Origin of the sequence: Bernardetia sp. Wsw4-3y2 (assembly GCF_037126295.1) — a bacterium.
Classification (GTDB): domain Bacteria; phylum Bacteroidota; class Bacteroidia; order Cytophagales; family Bernardetiaceae; genus Bernardetia.
Genome location: NZ_CP147017.1, coordinates 3,184,156 through 3,207,790, shown reverse-complemented (window position 1 = coordinate 3,207,790; position 23,635 = coordinate 3,184,156). Strand labels below are relative to the sequence as shown.

General features: G+C 31.9%; 21 protein-coding genes. 14 read left to right on the top strand and 7 right to left on the bottom strand.

From position 1 onward, the window contains the following. Positions 1 to 162: 162 nt before the first annotated feature. A complete protein-coding gene (locus tag V9L05_RS13080; protein ID WP_338792808.1) occupies positions 163 to 1,296 on the top strand; it encodes a lysylphosphatidylglycerol synthase transmembrane domain-containing protein in 1,134 nt (377 codons plus the stop codon). A gap of 279 nt (positions 1,297 to 1,575) precedes the next feature. On the opposite strand, the gene V9L05_RS13075 is transcribed toward V9L05_RS13080, so the two are convergent. Together V9L05_RS13075 and V9L05_RS13070 are read right to left on the bottom strand one after the other, a co-directional pair. Then, positions 1,576 to 3,570, bottom strand: a complete 1,995-nt coding sequence (locus tag V9L05_RS13075; RefSeq protein ID WP_338812330.1) for a SpoIIE family protein phosphatase — start codon at positions 3,568 to 3,570, stop codon at positions 1,576 to 1,578. A gap of 201 nt (positions 3,571 to 3,771) precedes the next feature. Next, positions 3,772 to 4,554, bottom strand: coding sequence for a tetratricopeptide repeat protein (locus V9L05_RS13070; RefSeq protein ID WP_338792810.1), 783 nt, complete (start codon positions 4,552 to 4,554; stop codon positions 3,772 to 3,774). 149 nt (positions 4,555 to 4,703) lie between these two features. Between V9L05_RS13070 and V9L05_RS13065 the strand changes: the two genes are divergently transcribed. The 3 genes from V9L05_RS13065 to V9L05_RS13055 all read left to right on the top strand — a co-directional run bounded on the left by V9L05_RS13065 (position 4,704) and on the right by V9L05_RS13055 (position 7,221). Continuing rightward, positions 4,704 to 5,123 (top strand): hypothetical protein, encoded by a 420-nt coding sequence (locus tag V9L05_RS13065; protein WP_338812328.1) that lies wholly within the window; start codon positions 4,704 to 4,706, stop codon positions 5,121 to 5,123. Positions 5,124 to 5,248: 125 nt separating this feature from the next. Further along, positions 5,249 to 6,310, top strand: coding sequence for a ribosome biogenesis GTP-binding protein YihA/YsxC (gene yihA, locus V9L05_RS13060; RefSeq protein WP_338812327.1), 1,062 nt, complete (start codon positions 5,249 to 5,251; stop codon positions 6,308 to 6,310). A gap of 215 nt (positions 6,311 to 6,525) precedes the next feature. Further along, entirely contained in the window at positions 6,526 to 7,221 is a 696-nt protein-coding gene (locus tag V9L05_RS13055) for a DUF5606 domain-containing protein (RefSeq protein WP_338812326.1), read from the top strand. Between the two features lie 89 nt (positions 7,222 to 7,310). Here the strand turns inward: V9L05_RS13055 and V9L05_RS13050 are convergent, their stop codons facing one another. Next, positions 7,311 to 7,886 (bottom strand): hypothetical protein, encoded by a 576-nt coding sequence (locus V9L05_RS13050; RefSeq protein WP_338812325.1) that lies wholly within the window; start codon positions 7,884 to 7,886, stop codon positions 7,311 to 7,313. Positions 7,887 to 7,923: 37 nt separating this feature from the next. Here V9L05_RS13050 and V9L05_RS13045 point away from each other — a divergent pair, with 37 nt between their 5' ends. Both V9L05_RS13045 and V9L05_RS13040 read left to right on the top strand, forming a co-directional pair. Beyond that, the gene (locus V9L05_RS13045) at positions 7,924 to 8,961 is read left to right on the top strand and encodes a hypothetical protein (protein WP_338812324.1); all 1,038 of its coding nucleotides are present in this window, start codon (positions 7,924 to 7,926) and stop codon (positions 8,959 to 8,961) included. Positions 8,962 to 9,154: 193 nt separating this feature from the next. Beyond that, positions 9,155 to 9,874 (top strand): metallophosphoesterase family protein, encoded by a 720-nt coding sequence (locus V9L05_RS13040; RefSeq protein ID WP_338812322.1) that lies wholly within the window; start codon positions 9,155 to 9,157, stop codon positions 9,872 to 9,874. 20 nt (positions 9,875 to 9,894) lie between these two features. Here V9L05_RS13040 and V9L05_RS13035 read toward each other — a convergent pair whose 3' ends face one another. Further along, positions 9,895 to 10,233: a hypothetical protein gene (locus V9L05_RS13035; protein WP_338812321.1), complete on the bottom strand. Its 339-nt coding sequence runs from the start codon at positions 10,231 to 10,233 to the stop codon at positions 9,895 to 9,897. Positions 10,234 to 10,457: 224 nt separating this feature from the next. Here V9L05_RS13035 and V9L05_RS13030 point away from each other — a divergent pair, with 224 nt between their 5' ends. Together V9L05_RS13030 and V9L05_RS13025 are read left to right on the top strand one after the other, a co-directional pair. Further along, positions 10,458 to 13,865: a UvrD-helicase domain-containing protein gene (locus tag V9L05_RS13030; protein WP_338812320.1), complete on the top strand. Its 3,408-nt coding sequence runs from the start codon at positions 10,458 to 10,460 to the stop codon at positions 13,863 to 13,865. 183 nt (positions 13,866 to 14,048) lie between these two features. Beyond that, complete coding sequence (locus V9L05_RS13025; RefSeq protein WP_338812318.1) at positions 14,049 to 14,987, top strand: hypothetical protein; 939 nt, start codon at positions 14,049 to 14,051, stop codon at positions 14,985 to 14,987. A gap of 113 nt (positions 14,988 to 15,100) precedes the next feature. Here V9L05_RS13025 and mgtE read toward each other — a convergent pair whose 3' ends face one another. Together mgtE and V9L05_RS13015 are read right to left on the bottom strand one after the other, a co-directional pair. Further along, positions 15,101 to 16,453, bottom strand: coding sequence for a magnesium transporter (mgtE, locus tag V9L05_RS13020; RefSeq protein ID WP_338792819.1), 1,353 nt, complete (start codon positions 16,451 to 16,453; stop codon positions 15,101 to 15,103). A gap of 132 nt (positions 16,454 to 16,585) precedes the next feature. Next, the gene (locus V9L05_RS13015) at positions 16,586 to 18,430 is read right to left on the bottom strand and encodes a chloride channel protein (protein WP_338812317.1); all 1,845 of its coding nucleotides are present in this window, start codon (positions 18,428 to 18,430) and stop codon (positions 16,586 to 16,588) included. Between the two features lie 162 nt (positions 18,431 to 18,592). Between V9L05_RS13015 and V9L05_RS13010 the strand changes: the two genes are divergently transcribed. The 6 genes from V9L05_RS13010 to truA all read left to right on the top strand — a co-directional run bounded on the left by V9L05_RS13010 (position 18,593) and on the right by truA (position 23,178). Further along, complete coding sequence (locus V9L05_RS13010) at positions 18,593 to 18,847, top strand: hypothetical protein (protein ID WP_338812316.1); 255 nt, start codon at positions 18,593 to 18,595, stop codon at positions 18,845 to 18,847. Positions 18,848 to 18,864: 17 nt separating this feature from the next. Next, on the top strand, positions 18,865 to 19,269 hold the full coding sequence (locus V9L05_RS13005) for a hypothetical protein (protein WP_338812315.1): 405 nt from the start codon (positions 18,865 to 18,867) through the stop codon (positions 19,267 to 19,269). Between the two features lie 174 nt (positions 19,270 to 19,443). Then, the gene (locus V9L05_RS13000) at positions 19,444 to 20,676 is read left to right on the top strand and encodes a cysteine desulfurase (protein WP_338812314.1); all 1,233 of its coding nucleotides are present in this window, start codon (positions 19,444 to 19,446) and stop codon (positions 20,674 to 20,676) included. A gap of 86 nt (positions 20,677 to 20,762) precedes the next feature. Further along, positions 20,763 to 21,614, top strand: a complete 852-nt coding sequence (locus V9L05_RS12995) for an MBL fold metallo-hydrolase (RefSeq protein ID WP_338812313.1) — start codon at positions 20,763 to 20,765, stop codon at positions 21,612 to 21,614. Beyond that, positions 21,601 to 22,323: a 2-phosphosulfolactate phosphatase gene (locus tag V9L05_RS12990; RefSeq protein ID WP_338812311.1), complete on the top strand. Its 723-nt coding sequence runs from the start codon at positions 21,601 to 21,603 to the stop codon at positions 22,321 to 22,323. Before V9L05_RS12995 ends, V9L05_RS12990 begins: the two co-directional genes overlap by 14 nt. 78 nt (positions 22,324 to 22,401) lie before the next feature. Next, complete coding sequence (truA, locus tag V9L05_RS12985) at positions 22,402 to 23,178, top strand: tRNA pseudouridine(38-40) synthase TruA (protein WP_338792826.1); 777 nt, start codon at positions 22,402 to 22,404, stop codon at positions 23,176 to 23,178. 2 nt (positions 23,179 to 23,180) lie between these two features. On the opposite strand, the gene V9L05_RS12980 is transcribed toward truA, so the two are convergent. Next, entirely contained in the window at positions 23,181 to 23,627 is a 447-nt protein-coding gene (locus V9L05_RS12980; protein ID WP_338792827.1) for a hypothetical protein, read from the bottom strand. Positions 23,628 to 23,635: the final 8 nt, after the last annotated feature.

The window sequence follows — 23,635 nt, the reverse complement described above, 5'->3', positions numbered from 1 at the left end:
ATAAAATTAGTCCAATATCTTTATTAGGTAGGCATTTTTTTGTGTTATCTTTGTGTGTTTTTTGAGTTTCTTTTCAATACTGCTTTTTAGAACAAGCCATTTTTTGTTTTGTGAGAAAGATTTTTTTTTATAAAATGTTACTAAAAATAGAAATAAATACCAATGTCTTCTACTTCCAATCCTAACCCTAAATTAAATTCTAAGAACGTAACTGCTAAAGCTCCTGATGAAAAAGAAGTTTTTAAGACACTCAACACGAATAAAATTTATATTCCCGTTTTGATTGGATTAGGTGTTGCAGTTTATTTTTTCTTAGAAAAAGTTGATATTCCTATTTTTTTAGATGCTTTAGGCAAATCAAACTGGCTTTGGTTTTTAGCTGCCTTAATTATGCTGTTGGCTAGAGATGCAGGTTACATATATCGTATTAGAATGATTAGTGATGAAGAGCTTTCTTGGAAATCTAGTATGTATATTATTTTATTATGGGAATTTGCGTCTGCTGTTACTCCTTCTGTGGTGGGTGGAACGGCCGTTGCTATTTTTATTCTGAATCGGGAAGGATTATCCTTTGGAAAATCGATGGCATACGTCATGATGACTGCCTTATTAGATAATTTCTTTTTTATTGTTTTTTCTCCTTTAGCTATTTTTGTTTCTAACTCATTTGATTTTATGGTTTTCCCTGCTATTTCGGCAGATATATTCAACGAATTTGTACAACAACAAGGTTTAAAAGGAGCTTTTTATGTAAGTTATGGTTTGACAGTGCTTTATGCGATGTTTTTTGCCTATGGTCTTATCATAAATCCAAAAGGTTTTAAATGGCTTTTGATAAAAATTACATCCATCAAATTTCTCAAAAGATTTCAAGAAGGCGCAATAAATACAGGCAACGAAATGATAATTGCTGCCAAGGCATTACGTGGAAGTGGAATATCATTATGGATAAAAGCTATTTTTCTAACCTTTTTTATATGGATAGCTCGTTATTTGATGCTCAACTGCTTGATATCTGCTTTTACTCCTCTTGATGCTGTGGATCATCTTTTCGTATTTGCTCGTCAGATAGCGATGTGGATTGTCATGCTTCTTTCTCCAACCCCTGGAAGCAGTGGAACAGCAGAAGCTGTTTTTTGTCTGTTTTATGCAGAATATTTGCAAAAAGAGTTTTGTGCAGCAGTAGGTATTTTGTGGAGACTTTTCTATTATTATCCGTATCTATTTATAGGAGCATTAGTTTTACCTCGTTGGCTAATTAGAGTAAATAAGAACAGAAAAAAGAAGAAGAAGTAAGAAAATATATTTAGAAAACTGTCACTAGCCTAATACAAATTTAAGGTAATGAAGTCGTTTAAGTACAGGAAGCAGAGAAGTTAATAGGCTGTGTGTTTCTGTGTCGTTGGTGAGACACCAACAATGGCAAAAGCGTTTCGTTCAACTCTGGGGAGTTGAACGCACAAAAAACATTGCAAAACTTTTGAAAATAGTGCAATAGACTGTATACAAATCAGAGTTATTTTAGATTAGCAAAAACTATTGACAAGATTTTTATGAAGATGTTCTGTATCAATATTATATCTTCACACCCACAATTGTAATATCATCACGCTGTTCTACTCCCCAACTGTGCGTTTGGAGTTCATCATTTAGTTCTTGTTTTTGAACAGGAAGTGCCAAACTAGCATTTTTTTCTAGCAACTCTAAAAGGCGTGTTGTTCCAAACTTTTTGTTATCGGAATTTTGTTGATCACTAAAACCATCTGTCATGAGATACAAACAATCTCCTTTCATCAAATACAAATCTTGTGTTGTAAAAGGTTTTTCTTTTCTATCTCTTCCACCAATAGATTTTACGTCTCCTTTTAAGCTCTGTAAAAATGAATTTTGAAAATAATAAAGAGGGCGTTTTGCACCTGTAAACTGCACATGAGCTGTTTCATCAGAATTAAAATGAATGGTGCAAATACAAACATCCATTCCATCGTCATTTGACATATTGTTCTGTTGTAATGACTTTTTTACACCTTCATGCAAACGTGTCAAAATTTGGGCAGTATCAAATATTTTTTCTTGATTTACAATTTCATTCAAAAGTGTATTTCCAATCATTGACATAAATGCCCCAGGCACTCCATGACCTGTACAATCAACAGTTGCTAACACTGTTTTTTGTCCATCTAATGTATATTGATTTGTCATCCAGTAAAAATCTCCTGAAACCATGTCTTTAGGTGAGTATAGCACAAAGTAATCTGCAAATGCTTTTTCGAACTCTATTGCAGCAGGTAGAATAGCTTCTTGGATAGTTTGGGCATAACGAATTGAATCAGTAATCTTTTGGTTTTTTGTAGTGACTTCTTTATTAAGTGTTTCAATTTGTTCAATTTTGGTTTCTAGTTCACCTTTTGTTTGATTGAGGTCATGATTTGATTTTTCCAAATCTTCATTTTGCTTATTAATTTTACGAGAAACAAAATAAGCACCACCAGCAACTACTAAGAGAAGTAAAGCGACAATACCTACAACAATCATTTGAAGACGAGCCAATTCCTTTTCAGCCTCTACTTCTTCTATTTTTTCTGTAAAGGCTGTTGTAATAGAATCTTTTTCATACAAAAGTCCTCTAATTTTATCCATTAGTTTCCGTGTTTCAGCTTGTGCTGCTTCAAAAGCAACTTCATTTTCTATAAGTTGTTTTGAGAGTGCATCAAGCTCTCTTCTTAATCTACTTTTTTCTTGTGCCGTAATGTTACTGCTATTGAGTTCTTCAGCTATTTCTTCCATAGCTCTACGTATTTTATAACCTTGTTCTGCAAGCAAACTTTTCTGCATTTCAAGATCATTTACTACCTTTTCTAAATTGACTCGCTCTTTTACAGTTGTAGTATCTTCTTCTAATTTTTCTTCTACCTTTTCTTTAATCTCTTCTTTTTTTGGTTTCTCAGCTTTCAAAACAGGATTAGATAAATCTCCTGAAAGCACTATATTCACTTCATTCAATTTGTTGTTATAAGAAAAAAATCTACCATTTATTTTTTTTCCATTAATTATAAATTCTGAAGAAGAAGTTACCGTTTTTCCATTCGGAATTTCCATATAAAAATTCCCAACAGCATCAGCCTTAGTTACTTTTTCATAGTTTACACCCTTCCAAATTATTTCTGCACCAGCCAAAGGAGTATTTTTTTGTGCAAAAACTTGTCCTTTCAAAGTCTTATCTAATTTCCTTAATGTAATAGAAAGACCATTTCGTCCCATATCATAATCTACCAAAGAATATCCTTCTTTCTCTATATTTACTTTTTTTGGATATCCTTTTGAAGCTGGATACTCTATTGTAAATCCACCATTGCTATTACTGACTCCTTTACCAATGTTGGGCATAATGACGGTAACACCTTCGACAGAATTACCTTTTGTATCACTAGTCGTTCCCATAATAATTTTTGTTTGTGCCATAACTGCATTGGAAAAGCAAAACAACAAACCGATTACAAAGAAAGAACGAATAATAAAACGAGTACAAAAAGAGAGCTTTATTTGAATATTTATTAATTTGGATAACATACGTAAAGTAGAATGGACAAATTCTTAGTTTCAACTTTTATCATTTCTTCAAATCTAGTTAGTTACTTAAATAACATCTTACTTAATTTTAAGTAAACTAGATTATAGACCATTCTCCAAATATATAAAATCTGTATCTATCTACCTACAAAAAAAACAAAAAGGCTACTTTTAAATTAAAAAACAGCCTTTGTTACTATCTTACTTTTTAAAATAAACATCTCTAGCCTTTTTTAGTGCATTACTAAAAGCTTCTTTTGAAGAAAATATTTTTTTAAATGCTCCTTGATAAGTTGTAGGATTTTGATTTATTTCACCTTTAGAATCTTGACTTAATACGGTCTCATTTCTTACTTCTACTTCTTTTTTACTTTTATCTTTAGCCTGATTTTCTTCATTTTGGCTAATTTCCGAATCCATTTTCTTGGTTAGCATTTTATCTTCCTTGCTTTGCTCTTCTCTTAGTTTATCAGCTTTTTCAAAATGCTTATTTGCTTTTAATTGATAACCTACTTTTTCTTCTAAAAGTCCTAAATTATTATGAGCAATCGCATCCTCTGGGTCTAGTTCTACTGCTTTTCTGTAATCTTGCATTGCCAAAACAGTCATTCCTGCTGCTGCACGAATATAAGCACGGCTAGAGTAACGATATGGATTATCAGGTTCTAAATCTAAGGCAATGTTCATATTTACTAAGGCTTCTGCAAGTTTTCCAACTGTAAAGTAAAGCACTCCTCGTTCACTATACGCATTTGGGTTTTCAGCTTTCTGAATAGATAAATTGTAATCTTCTAATGCCTTCTTAAATTCTTGTAGTTTGAAATAAGCATAGCCACGACGAAATAAAACTTCCCCTTCTGAAATAAATTTTAATTCCTCTTTTTGAGGATTTTCAGCAAAATCATTCAATAAATTGGTAGAAACTTCGACAGCTTTTTCGAAATTTCCTTCTTGAATAGCTATATTTATAGTTTGAATGTTCATTTTTTAATGGTAATTATTTTTAGCGATTTAATTGTCAATCACAAAGTTATTTTTAAAATTATTTGAGTTCTATGAATAAGATACTATTTGTGCTACTAATTTGCTGTTTTTGCTCTTGTAATTTGTCAGAAACAAATAAAAAAGAGACGATGGATAAAGACCAAGTAGCAATCAAAACTGAGGATAGTAAAAAACTAATCAATGACCCCCGTTCGCCTAACCCTAGCAGTGAATTAGCTGTTCTGATGCGTGATATGTGGGAATATGCTGATACACTAAAAACAGCTATTGTCAATAAAAACACAAAAGAATTGCCCGATTATTTACCTCATTTTGAAAATATTTTAGGAGCAGAACCAACAGACGAACATACAAAAAGTCCAGCCTTTGATGCTATGGCAAAGATAATGCTTCAAAAATTGGAAAACGTATATCAAAATGCTTCTAAAGGTAAAGAACACAGTCTTCAAGTAGAAGGTTTTAACTTATTTGTAAAAAGCTGTTTGCAATGTCATGAACAACAATGTCCAGGACCTGTTTCAAAAATATCTAAGTTGGTAATAAAATAATTCGTTCTAAAATATAATTGAGAAAACAACTTTTAATTTTCATCATTTTTGACAATGAGTAGAAAATTAGCGACCTTTGTATTTATTTTTTACCTGTTTTATACGATTTTATTCTTCATTAAGCTATGCAAGTCAATACTGCCAAATTTTTAGAAAGCAATCCGTCTGTAAAGACTTGTCCTTCACCTCACATGCCCGAATACGCTTTCATTGGGCGTTCGAATGTGGGTAAATCTTCTCTTATCAATGCAATGACAAACCGAAATAGTCTTGCAAAAACTTCTTCTACACCAGGTAAGACTCAATTAATAAATCATTTTCTAATAAACGAAAATTGGTATTTAGTCGATTTGCCAGGTTATGGTTGGGCAAAAGTGAGTAAATCACAACGAAGAGATTTTGAAGGCTTAATTACAGAGTATCTTTCTGAACGTAAAAATTTAGTAGTAACGTTTGTTTTGGTAGACATTAGGCACGAGCCACAAGCGATTGATTTAGAGTTTTTTGAATGGTTGGGAGAACATCAAATTCCTTTTGCTATCGTTTTTACAAAAGCTGACAAACTCAATAATAGTAAATTGGTCGCTTCTTTAGAGCGTTATGAAACAGTTTTGAAATCTCGTTGGGAAGCATTACCTCCTAATTTTATTACTTCGTCAGTTAAAAATGAAGGAACAGAAGATATTTTGGTTTATATAGAAAAGTATAATAAGGCATTAGAGGAAAAATTTTCTCAAATTCAGCCTATTAAAGTTACAAAAGAAGAGCTTCCACAGCCACAAAAACCAGTTGTACAAAGAAAAAAATACAATCAACATAAACCGTATAAAAAAGAAGAGGAAGCAAATGAATTGAATGATTTTGAGAAAAAAACATTTGATGCAACCACTCCAAAACCAGTAAAGCCTTCAAAATATGCTTCTCCTAGAAAGACAAACTCAAAATATACTGTTCCTTTTTCTGATTCAAATAACAGTGACAAACCTGCTAAAAACACAGGAAAAAGACCTGTAAAGAGTACAGGAAGAAACTCAAAAGCAGTAGCAAAAGCAGGAAAAAAAGATTTTGGAAAAGATACGCCTAAAAAAGATTTCAAATCTACTCCTAAAAGTTCAAACTCTTCTAAAAACAAAACCAATCCGAAAGCAGCACCTTTTAAAGGAAAAACAGGGCGACCTAAAAAGTAAATCAATAGCTTAATTAAATGTAAATCAAAATTCTATTTTATTTTTACTATTTTTGCGCTCTTGCATTTATTGTAATTTAAAATATACTTATAGGCTTTAGCCTTCGAATAAAATTTTATTTCATAAAAAACGTTTATCTGAATAAGCTAATTTTTGTACGAAAATCGAAGCATAAATCCTTATAAAACTAATCAACAAAACTCTACATAGTATATATGAAACTTAAAGAAGTAGCCGTTATTTCGGGCAAACCAGGACTGTATCAAATTCTTAAACCTACTCGCAACGGAGTAATTATTGAAGCTATCGGAGGAGGTCGCTCCAAAATTATGGCAGATGCAAGCCATCGTATTTCTATTCTAAAAGAAATTTCTATTTATACAACTACTGAAGAAGGTTCTGTTCCTTTGCAAGATGTATTTCATAAGATGTATGAGAAATATGCTCTCAAAATGGACATCAAAACATCAGACAATGATGCGCTAAAAGGACTTTTAAATGATATTTTGCCAGAATGGGACAAAGATCGTGTTTATACTTCTGACATCAAAAAATTAGTAATGTGGTACGGTATCTTGGCTGAACATGCTCCTGAACTAATAGACCCTGCTCAAAAAGAAGAAGAGGAAGAAGAAGAAGAAACGCTAACAACTGAAACAAAATCGGAAGAAAGTGCTGAAGAGCCTAAAGCAAAAACTAAAAAGGCAACTAAAAAAGTTGATGCAATGGTAGAAGCTGAAACTACTGCAACAGAAGAAAAACCTAAGAAAAAAACGTCTAAAAAAGACGACAAAGAAACAAAAGCAAAGAAAACAGTTGCTAAAAAAACTGATAAACCATCAGCAAAAACACAGAAACCAACTTCAAAAGCAGCTACCAAAGCTGTAAAAGGTAAAAGAGGAGATAAGTAATTTTTTATCTTTCTTTAATCAACAAAAAATCCTAAATAGAAGAGAATCTATTTAGGATTTTTTGTTGAAATCTAAAAAGTATGACTTTTTTAGTGTTTATGTTTTTTCTTAGACTTTTTATGGCTCTTCTTATGAGATTTTTTGTGCGTTTTCTTATGTGTATATTTTACATCTATAATATGAATATTTCGTTTCTTATTAAATAGAATCAAAATAGCATCATACGAATTATAAAAAGTTATATAACGAATAATAGTAATTTGCTCCTGTGGAATTTCTGCATACCAAACATTATTTTGATAAACATAGTGAATAGTTTCTTCACGAACATCTTCTCCTACAAAAATTTTGATTTTATAATCTGCTGAAGTTTCCAAAACAGTACGGTCAATAATTTCTACCTTTACTTCTTTCTTTTCTGTGTTTAGTTCTTGGTATTTTTGAGTGTCTTTTATCACAACATCTAAAACTTTTTGAGTTTCAGGAGTTACATAAGTTTTAGCTGTTTCAAAGTCTTGTTTTTCAAGGGCTGTAAAAAATGCTGTTGTGCGTTCGTCTAGTTTTTCTTTACTTGCTTCTTCTGCCGATTTACAGCCAACTAAAGAGAAAGTCAATAAAACCAAAATAGTAAGTAGAGCAGAGGAAAGGGTACTGAGTTTTTTCATATTTTTAAAAATTAAATTTGTTTAACAGTTAGTAAAGATGAGAAATAAAATTACCAAAATCAAAATTCTGTTCTGTATTATAATATCTTTATCTTCTTGCATTTCAAAAAATACAGAAATAACTACCCCCCCCACTAAAGGAATATTTGAAGAGGATTCTGTAATGAATCTTACTCTAAAAATCAACCTCAATAAATTATTGACTGATATAGGAGAAGACAGAAAATGGCACAAAGGAAGTTTGATATGGAACGAAAAAAGTATCCAAATTGAGGTAAAAACAAGGGGTAATTTTAGAAGAAATCCTGAAAACTGTAATTTTCCTCCTTTATTTTTAGCTTTTGATTCTCTTAGTCGAATCGGAACACCTTTTGAAAAATATGATAAAATACGTTTGGTTTCACATTGCCAAAAAGATTCAGCGACTTACGAACAAATTGGTTTGGAAGAATATAACATTTACAAAACCTATTCACTTTTTACAGATAAAAGTGTTATTACAAGATTGTGTAAAATTACCTACCAAGACACAGAAAATAAAGAACCCACAAGCACAAAAATTGCTTTTTTTGTAGAAGGAACAGACTATTCAGCCAAACGTTTGGGTGTGAAATTAGTAGAACAAACCGATACTATTCAATATTTAGAAAGCAATAGTTTCTTGACAACACAATTAGCTGTTTTTCAGTTTATGGTCGGAAATGCAGATTGGTCTATCAGCAACAAACACAATCTTAGTATTTTAGAAATGCCTAATCAAGATTATGTAGCCATTCCTTTTGACTTTGATTTTGCAGGAATAATTGATGCCCCTTACGCAGGAACAGACCCAAATCTAGGAACAGAATCAGTTACAGAACGTGTTTATAGAGGTTATTGCCAGAGTGATGCAGAATTATTATTAGTTTTAGAAAAATTCAAAGAAAAGGAAAAAGAAGTAAAACAAGTTTGGCAAAATTTACCTTTTCAAGAGCCACAACGAAAAGCAAAAAGTCTAAAATATATCGACGGATTTTATACCATTATTCAAAATAAAGATTCTATTGATTATTATTTTTTAAAAAATTGTCGTTGATAGGTTTATATAAAAAAACTGGCTCTTCCGACAATTTAGCGAAATTATAAAATCGTGTGCGTTCGTTTTCTCAAAAACGACTGAAACGCTTCCTTAGAAGCGTGATTCAAGCTATATCACACTTCTGAGGAAGCGTTCTTTTCAGTTCTGAGGAACTGAACACACGGTATTTCACTAAAAAGTAGAAAATACTATGCACCAAAAACACATCAAAATAGTAGAAAAACCAAAAGGTAGAAGATTTGTAATTAGTGATATTCACGGTTGTAGCAAAACTTTCAAGGCTTTAGTAGAAAATAAAATACAACTTACAAAAGATGATCATTTATTTCTTTTGGGAGATTATATCGACAAAGGAATTGACAGTGCAGGAGTAATTGACTATATTTTGTATTTGAAAGAAAATGGCTATAAAGTCTTTCCACTAATGGGCAATCATGAACTTAATCTTTTAGAAGCTAGTCAAGAATATAATGAACGTATGTTTCGGCTTTTTCTAAAGATTAATAAATGCAAAGGAATAGTAGATGAGCAATTAAAAATAAAACCACACTATTTAGACTTTTTTGAATCACTACCTTATTATTATGAGTTAGAAGATTATCATTTAGTTCATGCAGGGTTTGATTTTCGCAACGAAAAACCTTTTCAAAATTATAAAGCAATGTTAGAAATTAGACGTTTTCAAGCTGATACAGAACTTTTGAAAGGTAAAAAAATAATTCACGGTCATACGCCAACCAATCTTACAGATATTCAGAAAAATATAACTAACAATTCTCTTGTCATTCCCTTAGACAATGGCTGTGTATATACAAAACCTCATAAAGTTTTAGATTACAAACAGCTTGGAAATCTTTGTAGTTTGAATTTGGATAGTTTAGAGCTTATTTTTCAGAGAAATTTCGAATAGATCCTCTTTATATAGTAGAGTTACTTCATAAATTTATGTAATTTCTCTTGTTCATTTTCTATAGGAATTCCATACTTCTCTTTCTTATAAACATCTTCTACAGTTATTCCTCCAAACGCTTGAACTGGATGTATAGAAACCGATTTAATACTACCATCATTTTTGTCAATAACCATACAACCATCTCCTAAAAACACATCATGAGAGCCACTCAAAACACATGTTTCTGTGTTGTAATACAGAATATATCCTAAATCAAATTCTCTTAATTTAGTTTGCACTATCTTAGTCTTATAGACTTTACTCAAATCATTAAGACACTTATCTTTTAAAATTTCTACTTGTTTGAAGGAAATCATAATTAATCTTTTTTGATTAGTTTACATAAAATTTGACTACTAGAATAATAAACGGAATTTTAATACTATAGTATTTTACTTTCTATATGTTATAATTTTTAATTACTGTACTCAAATATAACAAAAACTAACTAAAATAAACACATCAAATCATTAGCAAAACACTAAAAAATAAAGTAATTTTAATTCACAATTCATAATTTACCATTCACAATTCAAACAAGATGCTTTTTTCCATCTACCGTTCGTCAGCAGGTTCTGGCAAGACTTATACGCTTACTAAAGAATATATCAAGATTGCTTTAGCGAGTCCAAATCCTGAACTTTTGGGCGAATTTGATGTGCATTATTACCGTCATATTTTGGCTGTAACTTTTACAAATGATGCAGCAAAGGAAATGAAACAGCGTATTGTGAGCAAATTAGATGCTTTTTCGGTCTTGGAAACAGCAGAAGAAGATTCGATGTTTCATGATATTTTGAAGGAATTGAAAGAAGAATATCCACAAATAGAAATTACAAAAGATGAGATTGTAAGGCGTTCGAAGGCATTGCATCAAACTATTTTGCATCATTATTCCGATTTTGCAGTCAGTACGATTGATTCTTTTTCGAAACGAATTGTTCAGGCTTTTACCAAAGATTTGGATTTGCCACCCAATTTTGAGATTCAATTAGACATTGAGGAAGCCTTAGAGGAAGCTGTCAGTCGAATGTATTACAAAATTGGAGAGCGTGGCGACCATCATTTGAGCGAAGTCATGAAAGAATTTGTCTTGAAAGAAACACAAGATGAAAAAAGCTGGAACGTAGATAGAGGACTTTTAGATTTTGGGAAAATTATTTTTGAGGAAGCCAAAAAACATTCAGTAGAAAAAATCAAAGCTCTTACCCAAACACAGCTAAAGATGGTAAAAGCAGATTATCTAACCTATATTGAAAAGGTAGAAAATGAAGTTATTCCACAAGCAGGAGATTTTGGAAGGATTCTGTTAAATGCTTTCGAAGAAAATGGACTTGTGGCTAAAGATTTTCATTATTCTACTAGAGGAATTTATAATCATGTTCTGACGTATGCTACCAATGAAGATAAAATAAAAGAAGAGTGGGACAAACAAAAACCTCTTAATTCTTATATCGCTAATGATGGGTTGAAGCTCAATAAATGGGCTGCAAAAGCTACAAAAGGCTCAAGTTTGGAAGCAATTAAAGAACTTTCTCCTATTATAAAGGAAATGATTTTGAAAATTGAAGCATTAAAAAATGAATATCAAGAGAAATATGCATACAGTCGAATGATGCGACGTTTTATTTTTCAGATGATGTTTTTGGAGGAAATAGCAAGTCAAATTGAGTATTTTAAGGAAAAGAAAAATCATGTTTATTTGAGTGAATTCAATGAAAAAATCAATAAAATAGTTGAAAATGAACCTGTTCCGTATATTTTCGAAAGGATTGGAGAAAAATTCAAGCATATTCTGATAGATGAATTTCAAGATACTTCAAAGATGCAATGGCATAATTTGATTCCTTTGGTTTCCAATAGTTTGGCAAACGGAATGCGTAGTATGGTAGTTGGAGATGCAAAACAAGCAATTTATCGCTGGCGAAGTGGAGATGCAGACCTTTTAGTAAACTTGCCAAATGTTCCAAGCGCAGACCCAGATTCTATGCTTGCCGAACATACAGATATTTTTCAAGAACACGCCAATCAGCAAATTTTGGGTACAAATCGTCGTAGCGACCCTAACATTGTAGATTTTAATAATAAATTATTTCATTTTATAAGAAAGCGTTTTGATTCTGTTTGTCCAGATTTGTCTTCTCATTATGCTGAGGTGATTCAAGAAACTGTCTTTAAAGAAGGTGGGCATGTATCGGTTCGTTTTGTAGAAAAAAGCAGTAAAGACTCTCAAAAAATCTATCAAGAACGTACTTTTGAGTATTGTTTGGACTTAGTGAAAAATCTTTTAAAACAAGATTATAAGTTAGAAGACATTACTATTTTAGTCAGAACAAATGGAATGGGGGCATTTTTGGCAGAAAAATTTATCGCACAAAAAATCCCTGTTATTTCGGGCGATTCTTTGCTTTTAGTTTCTTCAAAAGTGGTTCAGACAATTATTAATTTTATGTTTTTGTTGCAACAACCTGATGATGCACCCCGAAAACTAGAAATTATTGAGTTTTTAGAAAATCATTTGGAACAGAAATATCAATCTGAAAATCCTCCTTTTGATTTGGCTGATGAAGTAAATAATGAAGACGAAGAGAATTTTACCAAAATCATAAAAGAACAGTTCAAAAAAACACTTTCAATGCCTGTTCTTCGCCATCTTTCACTGTATGAAATTGCAGAAGAACTCATCAGAGAATTAGAACTTTATCGTCATCATACCGAACAACTTTATATTCAAAAATTACTTGATGTGTTGTTTGAATTTAGTCGAAACAAGAATGATAATTTACTAGACTTTTTGGAACATTGGGAGCGCAAAAAAGGAAGAATTTCTATTTCTTCCCCTGAAGGTGGAGCTGCTTTGCGTGTCATGACGATTCATAAAAGTAAAGGTTTGGAGTTTCCTATCGTGATTATGCCTTTTGCAGATTGGAGTGTAAAACCGAGAGGTTCTAGTCAGCTTTGGGTAGAATGGGAAGACAATCCGATTGCTCCTGAGCTTTCAACTATGATTTTGTCGATGCGTGAAACTATGAAAGATGGAATTTTTTCAGAAGATTATAAAAAAGAATGGTCACTGAATTTTATTGATGCAATTAATAATTTGTATGTTGGTCTGACACGTCCTACCGAAAAGTTGTTCATTCTGACAAAACAAGTTTCCAAATTGGAAGATAAGAAGCCAGTCAAAACAAAAGCTGTTGATACTACAAAAGAAGATAATTTTGGAATTGATAAGGTCAAAGATATTGCTGATTTATTAGGATTATTTCTGCTAAGAGAAGCAGGTGTTAAGAAAATCAATGCTCAAGAATATTTGCTCTTTGAAGATAATTCAAACAAAAAGCACAAGACAAAGGTTAATAATAAGGAAACGCTCACTATAAAAGAACTCGTCAGTACAGAAGCTAGAAATAAAATCAGAGTCAGAAAAAACAATCTGCGCTATGATGAAAGCTACCTAACAGTAGAAGATTTTTATGATTCTAGGAAAGATGGTCTTTTAATGCACTATGCTTTTGAAAAAATTTTTACAATAAATGATACTTCAAAAGCTGTTCAAAGCCTTATTAGTGAAGGGCTTATTGCAGAAGATGAGCGAAACAGCTTAGAAACCAAAATGAAAAATGTCATGATGCTGCAACAGATTGCAGAATTTTTTCGTCCTGATATTGATATTTCTCAAAAAGAGAACGCAAACAATCCGAATGCGTATCAAATCTTAAACGAACAAGAAATTATTCAAAAGGGAAATCGTAGAGTCTTACGTCCTGACCGTATGATGATAAAAGGCGATACTGCCATTCTTATCGATTACAAAACGGGACAGATAGACCCCAAACATCAACAACAAATCAATGGTTATGCAACTGCTCTCTATCAAATGGGCAAACGCAAAGTCAGACGTTTTTTGGTTTATACTGAAAAAATGAAAGTTATAGAAGTAGATTAACATATATGACACTTTCGACAAACTTTTGTAATATTTCGGTAAACTTGGCAATACTTTTGATTAACCTATGCTTTGATATTTAATTTATACATTTTTTATCAAATCAGAATTATCAAATTTATACCAAACAATTTTTTATTTCACTATTTTTTTTATTCAATTTCAAACAAAATTTTCTCAAAAATGAAAAAATCAATTTTTTCTTATTTCTCGTATTTAGTTCTTTTGCTTTTAGCAGTAGGCACTCTTTCTTCTTGTGGTGATGGTACTGAAGATCCAAGTGCAGCACCTTCTATTACTGTAAACCCTGAAAGTGCTACTATTGATGTAAATCAAAGTGTAGATTTTACTTTTCAAGTAATTTCAACTGAGAGTGAACTTTCAGAAGTACGTATCATTTATACAGGACAACCTGATCAAGTATTTACTCCTGCTACAGATACTTTTACAGATAATAATACTCGTTTTTCTGGTGTTTATACATTTACAGGAATGCTTGCAGATGCTGCTAGTTCAGTTACTTTTACTATTAAAGCTACTGATATGGCAGGTCTTACATCTTCAAAAGATGTGGTTGTAACTATCAATGAAGCACCAGATCCTATTGCTTATGAAACTTTCCCTGTTATCCTTTTAGGAGCTCAAGCTAACACAGCTAATGGTAGCTTTTTAGATGCAAGTACCTCAGCTATTTATAAATTAGCTGAAGCTAGAACAAATTCAGCACTTATTGATATCGCTTATTTACAAGGATCTCAATCTGCGGGGCAAGGTGCAGTAATTGGTTCATTGAGAGATGCTTCTATTGAACAAGTTTATAGCACTAGTGATTGGGGAACAAGAAATGATACTCGCTTCAGAAACACTACTCTTACAAAAGCAGATTTCACAGCTATATTTGATGGTTCTCAGCTTACTACTGCTTATACTAATGGTTCTGAACCTAGCATTGGAGAAACTGGAGACATTAAAGAAGGTTCTGCTTCTCGTGTAAACAAACTTGCTGTAGATGATGTATTTGCGTTTAGAACTGCTGATGGAAAAGACGGTTTAGTTCACGTACAACAAATTGTAACTGGAGAATCTGGTTCTATTACTCTTAATGTATCAATAGTAAAATAAATAATAAAATTTTATCATTCTAGATAAAACTTATTTAAATAAAAAAGGTCAATTCATAAATTTATGAATTGACCTTTTTTTATCGAAAAATAACCTCTCTGTCTTATTTTCACTCAAATAGCCATTGAATAGAGTAGTTTAGCTATTGAAAAATAAATAGCCAATCCTAAAAGGTCATTGGCTGTTGTGATAAAAGGCCCAGAAGCTACAGCAGGATTTACTTTAAATTTATTCAAAATAAGTGGTGTTATAGTTCCCATAATAGAAGCAATAATAACGACACAAAAAAGAGCAAAAGACACTACCAAAGAAAGAACAATATCACCTTTTGTAAGAAGAACATTTGCTCCCAAAACAAAAACACCAATTACAAAGCCATTGATAAGAGCAACCAAAAAGGATTTTAAAATTCTTCTCCACAAACTTTCTTGCAAACCTCCTGTGTCTGCCAGAGCTTGTACTACTAAAGTAGAAGACTGAATACCTACGTTTCCACCTGTTGCAGTAATTAGAGGAATAAAAAATGCCATAGCAGGAACAATTCTTAACTGTTCTTCAAAAAGACCTATAAAATTTGCCCCCAACATTCCTCCTACCATTCCAATCAAAAGCCAAGGCAGTCTGGCACGAGAAAGCACCCATACACTGTCATCTTCTTCTACATCTTCTGAAATACCTGCCATTGCCTGAATATCTTGCTCAGCTTGTTCGGTTATTACATCTAAAATATCATCAATCGTAATTCTGCCCAAAAGCTGTTTATTGACATTAATTACAGGAATAGCTTCTAAATCATACTTTTGCATAATATTCGCTACTTCCTCTTCATCTTGATAAGAATAAACTGAGATAATGTCAGGCTCATAAATATCAGCCACTTTAGTATTGCTACGATTCAAAACTAATTTTTTTATTCCTACTCTTCCTAAAAGAACATTATTATCATCAATTACATAAATTGAATAAATTTTTTCTACATTCTCAGATTGTCTTCGTATTTCTTCTACACACTGCACCACTGTCCAATTTATATTGGCTGTAACCAATTCTTTTGCCATCAAACCACCTGCACAGTCTTCATCATAATGCAATAAATCCATTACATCTTGGGGCTCTTCCACATAAGCAATGACTTCTTCCCTCATCTTGATAGGAAGTTCATTCAAAATATCTGCTGCATCATCAGAATCAGCATAATCCAAAATTTCTGCTACCTCTGAAGGCTCATAAGTTTGCAAAAAATCTGAACGAATATCTGTATCTAAATCACTAATAATATCAGCACGCACTTGTTCAGGAAGCAGACTCAAAATATAATGACATTCGTCTGTCTCTAGTTCGTCTAAGATAGTTGAGATATCAGCCGAATGAAGAATGTTAGTTTGAGATATTATAAAATCTGCATTTTGAGTTTGTGCAGCCTCTGAAAATTGATCTAGATATTCTTGGGTAAGTGTAAAATTCAAGCAGTAGATAATTTAGAGTGGAAAATATTTTCTTCAAAGTTAGAATTACTTATTACAACTCACAACAAGAAGCAAGGTTTTTTAAAATTTCACTTTATCAGATACAAACTTAACCCTAACAAATAGACAAATTTACCAAACCTCTTCATTCTCTTCTTGCATTCCTTCTCTATATTTATTAAAAATATTTGATTTGGATACAAAACCTAAATACTTTCCATTTTTGATAACAGGTAGATTCCACGCCTGACTACTTTCAAACTTTTTCATTACTGTATCCATTGTTTCTCCATATTCTACAATTTCGGAAGGACGTTGCATCAAATCACGTAAAGCAATAATTTCATATTTTTCAGCTTCAAACATCAGTTTTCTAACATCATTGAGCATTATCATTCCGACAAACTCTTTTTCTTCATTTAAAACAGGAAATAAATTACGATGGCTAAGTTTGATTACATTTACAAGGTCTTTTAATGTTCCTTTTTCGGGAAGAGTTTTAAAATCTTTCTCTATCAATTTATTGATTTTGAGCTTACTAAGCACTTTTTTATCTTGGTCACCTTTGATAATATCTCCTTGAGCAACCAACTCACGAATATAAGGAGAGTGAGGTTCAAAATAGGTAACTGTAATATAAGTAATAGCAGATGTAAGCATTAAAGGCACAAATAATTCGTAGCCACCAGTAAGTTCTGCAATCAAAAATATAGCTGCTAAAGGTGCATATTGAACTCCACAAATAGCAGCACACATTCCAAAAAGAATAAAATTACTTTCTGATAGACTTTCCCAACCTAAAATATTAATTACTCTTGCAAAGGTAAAACCCAAAACACCTCCCAAAAATAAAGAAGGGGCAAACGTTCCTCCACTTCCTCCTGCTGCAATTGTGATAGCAGAAGCTACACATTTAAACAACAACATAACTAAAACATATCCTAAAAACAGAGCTTGAGGGGGCAATTCTTTAAAGATAATACTATTAGCAAAAATTACTATTTCACTTCCACTCAAAAGTGATTTCAAGAGCATTGTTCCTTCTCCATAAACAGGAGGAAAAACAACAATCAAGGTAGACAAAAATAAACCTCCAATAAGAGCTTTTAAATAAGGATTAGGTATTTTATTAGCTAATTTGTTTATTCTTTTGACTACTTCCATAAAATAAAGCGACAAAAATCCACACAGAATTCCCAAAACAATACAATATGGAACATCAATGGTTTGAAAAGCATCTTTTAGTCGAAATGTAAAAAGAGCATCATCTCCACCCAAAACCAAAGCTGTAAGTTTTGCAGCCACAGAAGCCAGTAAGATGGGAACAATATTGGCAATACTGACATCAAATAAAATTACTTCGGCAGCGAAAATAACTCCTCCAATAGGTGCATCAAAAATAGCTGCAATCGTACCTGCAACACCACAAGCAATTAATAAAATTCGTTTTTTCTTGGCAAAAAGCATTGCTGTAGAAACATTTGAGCCAATAGCACCACCTGACATAACAATAGGAGCTTCTAAACCAGCCGAACCACCAAAACCTACCGTGAAAATTGCTCCTAACATACGAGAATAAATATTACTGAAATCTATTTTTCCATCTTTCTTTGAAATAGAATAAAGAATATCAGTAAAACCGTGTCCAAAATCTGTTTTAAAAACTACATTTGATAGAAAAGCTGTTATAAGTAATCCAATAGTAGGATAAATAAGCAAACCATAATTATAGCTTTCAGAAAACTGACTTGAAGAAGCCAAATAATGTTCTACCCACAACACAGTTGTACGTAAAAACATGGCTGCCATACCAGCTAAGACTCCTATAAGAATACTGACAACTAGCAAAAAGTTTTTATCAGATAAATATTCACTTTTCCAAATCAAAAAACGAATAATGTTTCCGTTTAATTTTTTGGAATAACGAAGAAATAAGTTGTGTAATTTGTCAGAATAAGTTGAAAAAAAATTAGGCAAAATTAGCGTAGGTTTCTAAGGTAGCTGTCTGGTTTTGAGAAAGAAACAAATTTATTAATATAGTTTTAATAAATTATTTAGTCTAGCAAAAATAAGCGAAATATACTATACTTGTATTGAATTACAAATTAAAAATTATAAAAATACCAATAACTTTACATTATGAAACACATCTACGACACACACAGATATTCTTATCTTATTTTTTCTCTATTTATTGCCTCCATTTTATTTTTATCATCCTGTGGAATGAGCAAAGAAGAAAAAGTAAATGATGCTTTTTTGAAAGATAGTTTACAATATGAACAAACAAAGCTACTAAAACAATCAAATACAGAAGTTTTGGAGATTGATACAGCAATGAACAATCCGAATTCGAAAGACCCTGCAATTCCTGTTTTTGATGATGAAAATTAATTTTTAAATGAATCAAAATGAAAAAAAATATAGCTCTTTTCTTCTTTTTATTTTCTACAAATTTTGCTTTTGCTCAAAACTGTGATAGAATCTACTTGTTGGTAGATAGCACAGCTTATTATGGACAAGCTGAGAATAAAGCAAAATCAATGTTTGACTTTTTGGACGAAGAAATCATACCTGTTTTCAAAAATTGTATAGATAAAGAAAAACGTTATCCAAGTCGTTTATTTATAACTCTTATAATTGATAAACAAGGAAATGTAAGAGAAATAAAAAACTTAGTCATCAATTTAGAAGAAAATTGTAAACAGAAACTTTCCGAATCTCTATTAAAAACCAAATGGAATCCTGCTATTTTTCAAGGACAAAAAGTGTGTAGCGAATTACATATTCCTTTTAATTGTTTGCGATGGGAATAATTTTTATCTAAAACAAAATCCTTATTCACTTTCTTAGTTCAATATCAGACTAGCTTGTTTAAAATCAATCTAAATTGGCTATATTTGTATTACAGTATCACAGACTTCCTAATCTGTGCAGAAAATGAAACTCAACAGACAAGATGTCTGTTTTACATAGAAAACCAGACTATTATGCTTACTGCAACAAAATTCGACATAAATAAAATTAGAGAAGAATTCCCAATTCTCAATCAAGATATACAAGGCAAAGCATTAATTTATTTTGACAATGCAGCCACAACACAAAAGCCAAAGTCAGTAATTGATGCACTTTCAAATTATTATTTAAAGATAAATTCGAATGTTCATAGAGGAGCGCACACACTCGCAGAACGTGCCACAGAAGCCTTTGAGCAAACAAGGAAATCAGCACAACAATTCGTAAATGCTCCTTCTGAAGAGCAGGTCATTTTTACTCGTGGAACAACTGAAAGTATCAATTTGGTTGCTCAATCGTATGGCAGAACATTTTTGAAAGAAGGTGATGAAATTATTATTTCTAGCTTAGAACATCATTCTAATATTGTTCCTTGGCAAATTGTAGCTTCTCAAACAGGCGCAAAAATAAAAGTGATTCCTGTTTTTGATAATGGAGAATTGGATATGGAAGCCTATCAAAACTTACTTTCTGAAAAGACTAAAATTGTTGCAGTTGTTCACGTTTCGAATGCACTTGGAACAATCAATCCAGTAAAAGAAATTATCCAAAAGGCGCATGAAGTAGGTGCAAAAGTAGTCATTGACGGTGCACAGGCAAGTCCACATTTAGAAATTGATGTACAAGATTTGGATGTAGATTTTTATGCGCTTTCAGGTCATAAAGTCTATGCACCAACAGGAATTGGTCTTTTATATGGAAAAAGAGAACTTTTAGACGCAATGCCTCCGTATATGGGAGGAGGAGAAATGATAAAAGATGTTTCTTTTGATGTTTCTACATATAACGTACTGCCTTACAAATTTGAAGCAGGAACACCAAATATTGCTGATACAGTTGCTTTGCGTTTGGCTTTTGAATTCGTAAATAATCTTACCAAAAGTGATATTATTGCTCACGAACAAATGCTTTTGGATTATGGAACAAAACAACTTTCTGCTATAAAAGGTCTAAAAATAATTGGAACAGCTAAAGAAAAAGCGAGTGTAATTTCTTTTGTTGTCGATGGTGTTCATCATTACGATATGGGTTTGATGCTTGATGCAAATGGAATTGCAATCCGAACAGGTCATCATTGTACTCAACCTCTTATGAAAAGATTGAGTTTAGAGGGAACAGCTCGTGCTTCTTTTGCACTCTACAATACTAAAGAAGAAATTGATACCTTTGCAGAAACACTTGAAATGGTTATTGAAAGACTTCGTTAAAAGTAGTAATCAGTTAAAGATGAATTAAAGAGAATAATTTTTTCAAGCGATTATTCTCTTTTTTATATTCGAAATAAAAAACACAAATGGTCATTACAAAATCATTCAACTATGAGGAAGTTTTAGGAATTAAATTTGGCTATCAAATTCTTGGGCTGCCTACTTTATTTACACATATTTATTTTGTAGATGGATTATTGATAGATACAGGACAAAGCAATGCAAAAGAAAAAATACTAGCAGAAACTAAAAAGCTAGACATAAAGCAAATATTTATTACGCATCATCATGAAGACCATACTGGAAATATTACAGGGCTGCAAAAACAGCATAATTGTAAAGTATTTGCTTCAAATTTATGTTGTCAGATGATGAAAAACCCTCCTAAAATTAGCCTTGCGCAAAAAATAACATGGGGAAATCGTCCTTCTCAAAATCACTTGAGTCCAATAGCTGAAAGTATAGAAACTGATAATTTGTCGTTCCAACTAATTCCTATAGCTGGACATGCTTCTGATATGGTTGCTTTATATGAGCCTTCGAAAAAATGGTTATTTTCAGCAGATTTATATATTAATTCCTATATTGATTACTTTTTGGAGAATGAAAGTATTTTAGAGCAAATAAATTCTATAAAAAGAATTTTAGAGCTAGATTTTGAAGTAATGTTTTGTGGACATAAACCACAACTAACAAATCCAAAAGAGAAACTAAACAAAAAACTGAATTTCTTAGAATCATCTTTTAATGATGTTTCTACTCTTTATGAAAAAGGTTATTCAGCTAATCTGATATTTAAAAAATTAAACTTAAAAGAAAATTGGTTTGTCAGAATACTCTCTAATGGAAATTTATCTAAACTAAATATGATAAAATCAATAGTTAGAGATTTAGAAAATCAAAAAGCCAATTCCGATTACTTATATGAACGAAAATAAAAAACCAACTTTAGAAATCTGTCTTACTCCTGATGCAGTTTCTTTTATAGATTTAACAGGAAAAATTGCTGTTATAGTAGATATTTTTAGAGCAACTTCATGTATGGTGGCAGGTTTGGCAAGTGGTGTAACTCATGTTGTTCCTGTAGCAAGTGTTGAGGATGCGCTAAGTTATAAATCAGAGGGGTACGTAACAGCAGGAGAAAGAAATGGAGAAAAAGTAGAAGGTTTTGATATTGGAAATTCTCCTTTCGAACACATGGAACAAGAGTTTAAAAAAATCGTCATGACAACCACAAACGGAACACAAGCCATTGAAGCCGTAAAAAATACAGCCGAGCAGGTGGTCATTGCAGCTTTTTTGAATTTGAAAGCTGTTACTTCTTATCTTAAATCTCAAAATAAAGATGTCGTAATTGTGTGTGCAGGTTGGAAAAGTCGTTTCAATGCCGAAGATTCTCTTTTTGCAGGTGCATTGGCTCTAAAACTGAAAGGTGATTTTTGGTGGGAAGGTGATGAAATTCTTTTTTCTACTCATTCTTATAGTTCTGTCAAAAATAATTTATCCAAAATACTGAAACACTCTTCTCATTATAAGCGACTTAAAGAACATGGAGTAGAAAATGACATGGATTTTTGTTTAGAAATTGATAAATTTAAAAATGTTCCTATCTTAAAAGGAAATATTTTAGAGAATTTAGCAAAATAAATGTAAAATATATTTCAGTATATTTCAAATCCTAATTATCACTTGAACAGGGTTTTAACCCTGTTTTTGCTTATTATTATGCGTTATTTTTTAGAAGTGGCTTACGAAGGCACAAATTATCATGGTTGGCAATCACAAAACAACACGCCAAAAACCATTCAGGCTATTGTTGAAGACGGTCTATCAAAAATTTTGAGAACACCAACTCCTATTGTCGGAAGTGGCAGAACAGATACAGGTGTTCATTGCAAAAAACAATTTGCTCATTTTGATACGGAGAATGAAATTAATGTAGTTGATTTGAAGTATAGAATGAATAGTTTTTTACCTCCTCAAATCGCTATTTTGAAAGTTCTTCCAGTTACTCAAACGGCACACGCTCGTTTTGATGCTTTTTTGAGAACTTATCATTATCATGTAATTCTTGAAAAAAGTCCGTTTTTGATAAACCATGCTCATTTTCACAGAAAAGGATTAAACGATACCAGTTTTGAGAAAATGAATCAAGCAGCCGAATATTTATTAAAACACACTAATTTTGAATCATTCAGTAAAGTAAAGACACAAGTAAATAACTTTGAGTGCGATATTAGTAAAGCTATTTGGACAAAAGAAGGCGAAAATAATAATGGGCAATCAGATTATTGGCGTTTTACCATTTCAGCAAATCGTTTTTTGAGAGGAATGGTTCGTGCTGTTGTGGGTTCGCTTTTTTTGGTGGGAGAAGGAAAAATAGAAATTAATGATTTTGAAAAAATTATTTTAGATAAAAATAGAAAGTCAGCAGGTGTTTCTGTTCCTTCGCAAGGACTTTTTTTGGTAGATGTAAAATATCCTAGAGAGATTTTTTTATAAAACTACTCTATTCTTGTCCATCTAGCTGTATGGTCGTATTTGCTTTCTACCATTTCTTCTATTCTAATAGAGTTAGAGTCTATGGCGTGTATTTTAAAGTTTCTATCTTTCAGCTTTTTACTATCGTACTTTATTGTCAGAGTAGAATCTTCTGAATTTATTTGCCAAAAGCCATATTTTCCAGCATACATTTTTTTAAGTTCGCTTTTTCTTCTCCAATATGTTTTGTCTGCCGAGAAGAGCATGTAGTTTCTATATATTCGGTTGCTCCCGAAACCAGAAATAGAAGACCACCATCTTCCAACAATTTGTTGCTCTAATGGATTAAGGTTTTCTATTCCAACTCTATGTTCAGCAAGACGCTTTTCTTCAGTTATTTCGAAGTGAGACGCAATAAAATATACACTCACAAAAAGAACCACGACAATCAAATAATAATATTTTCCCATAAACGAAT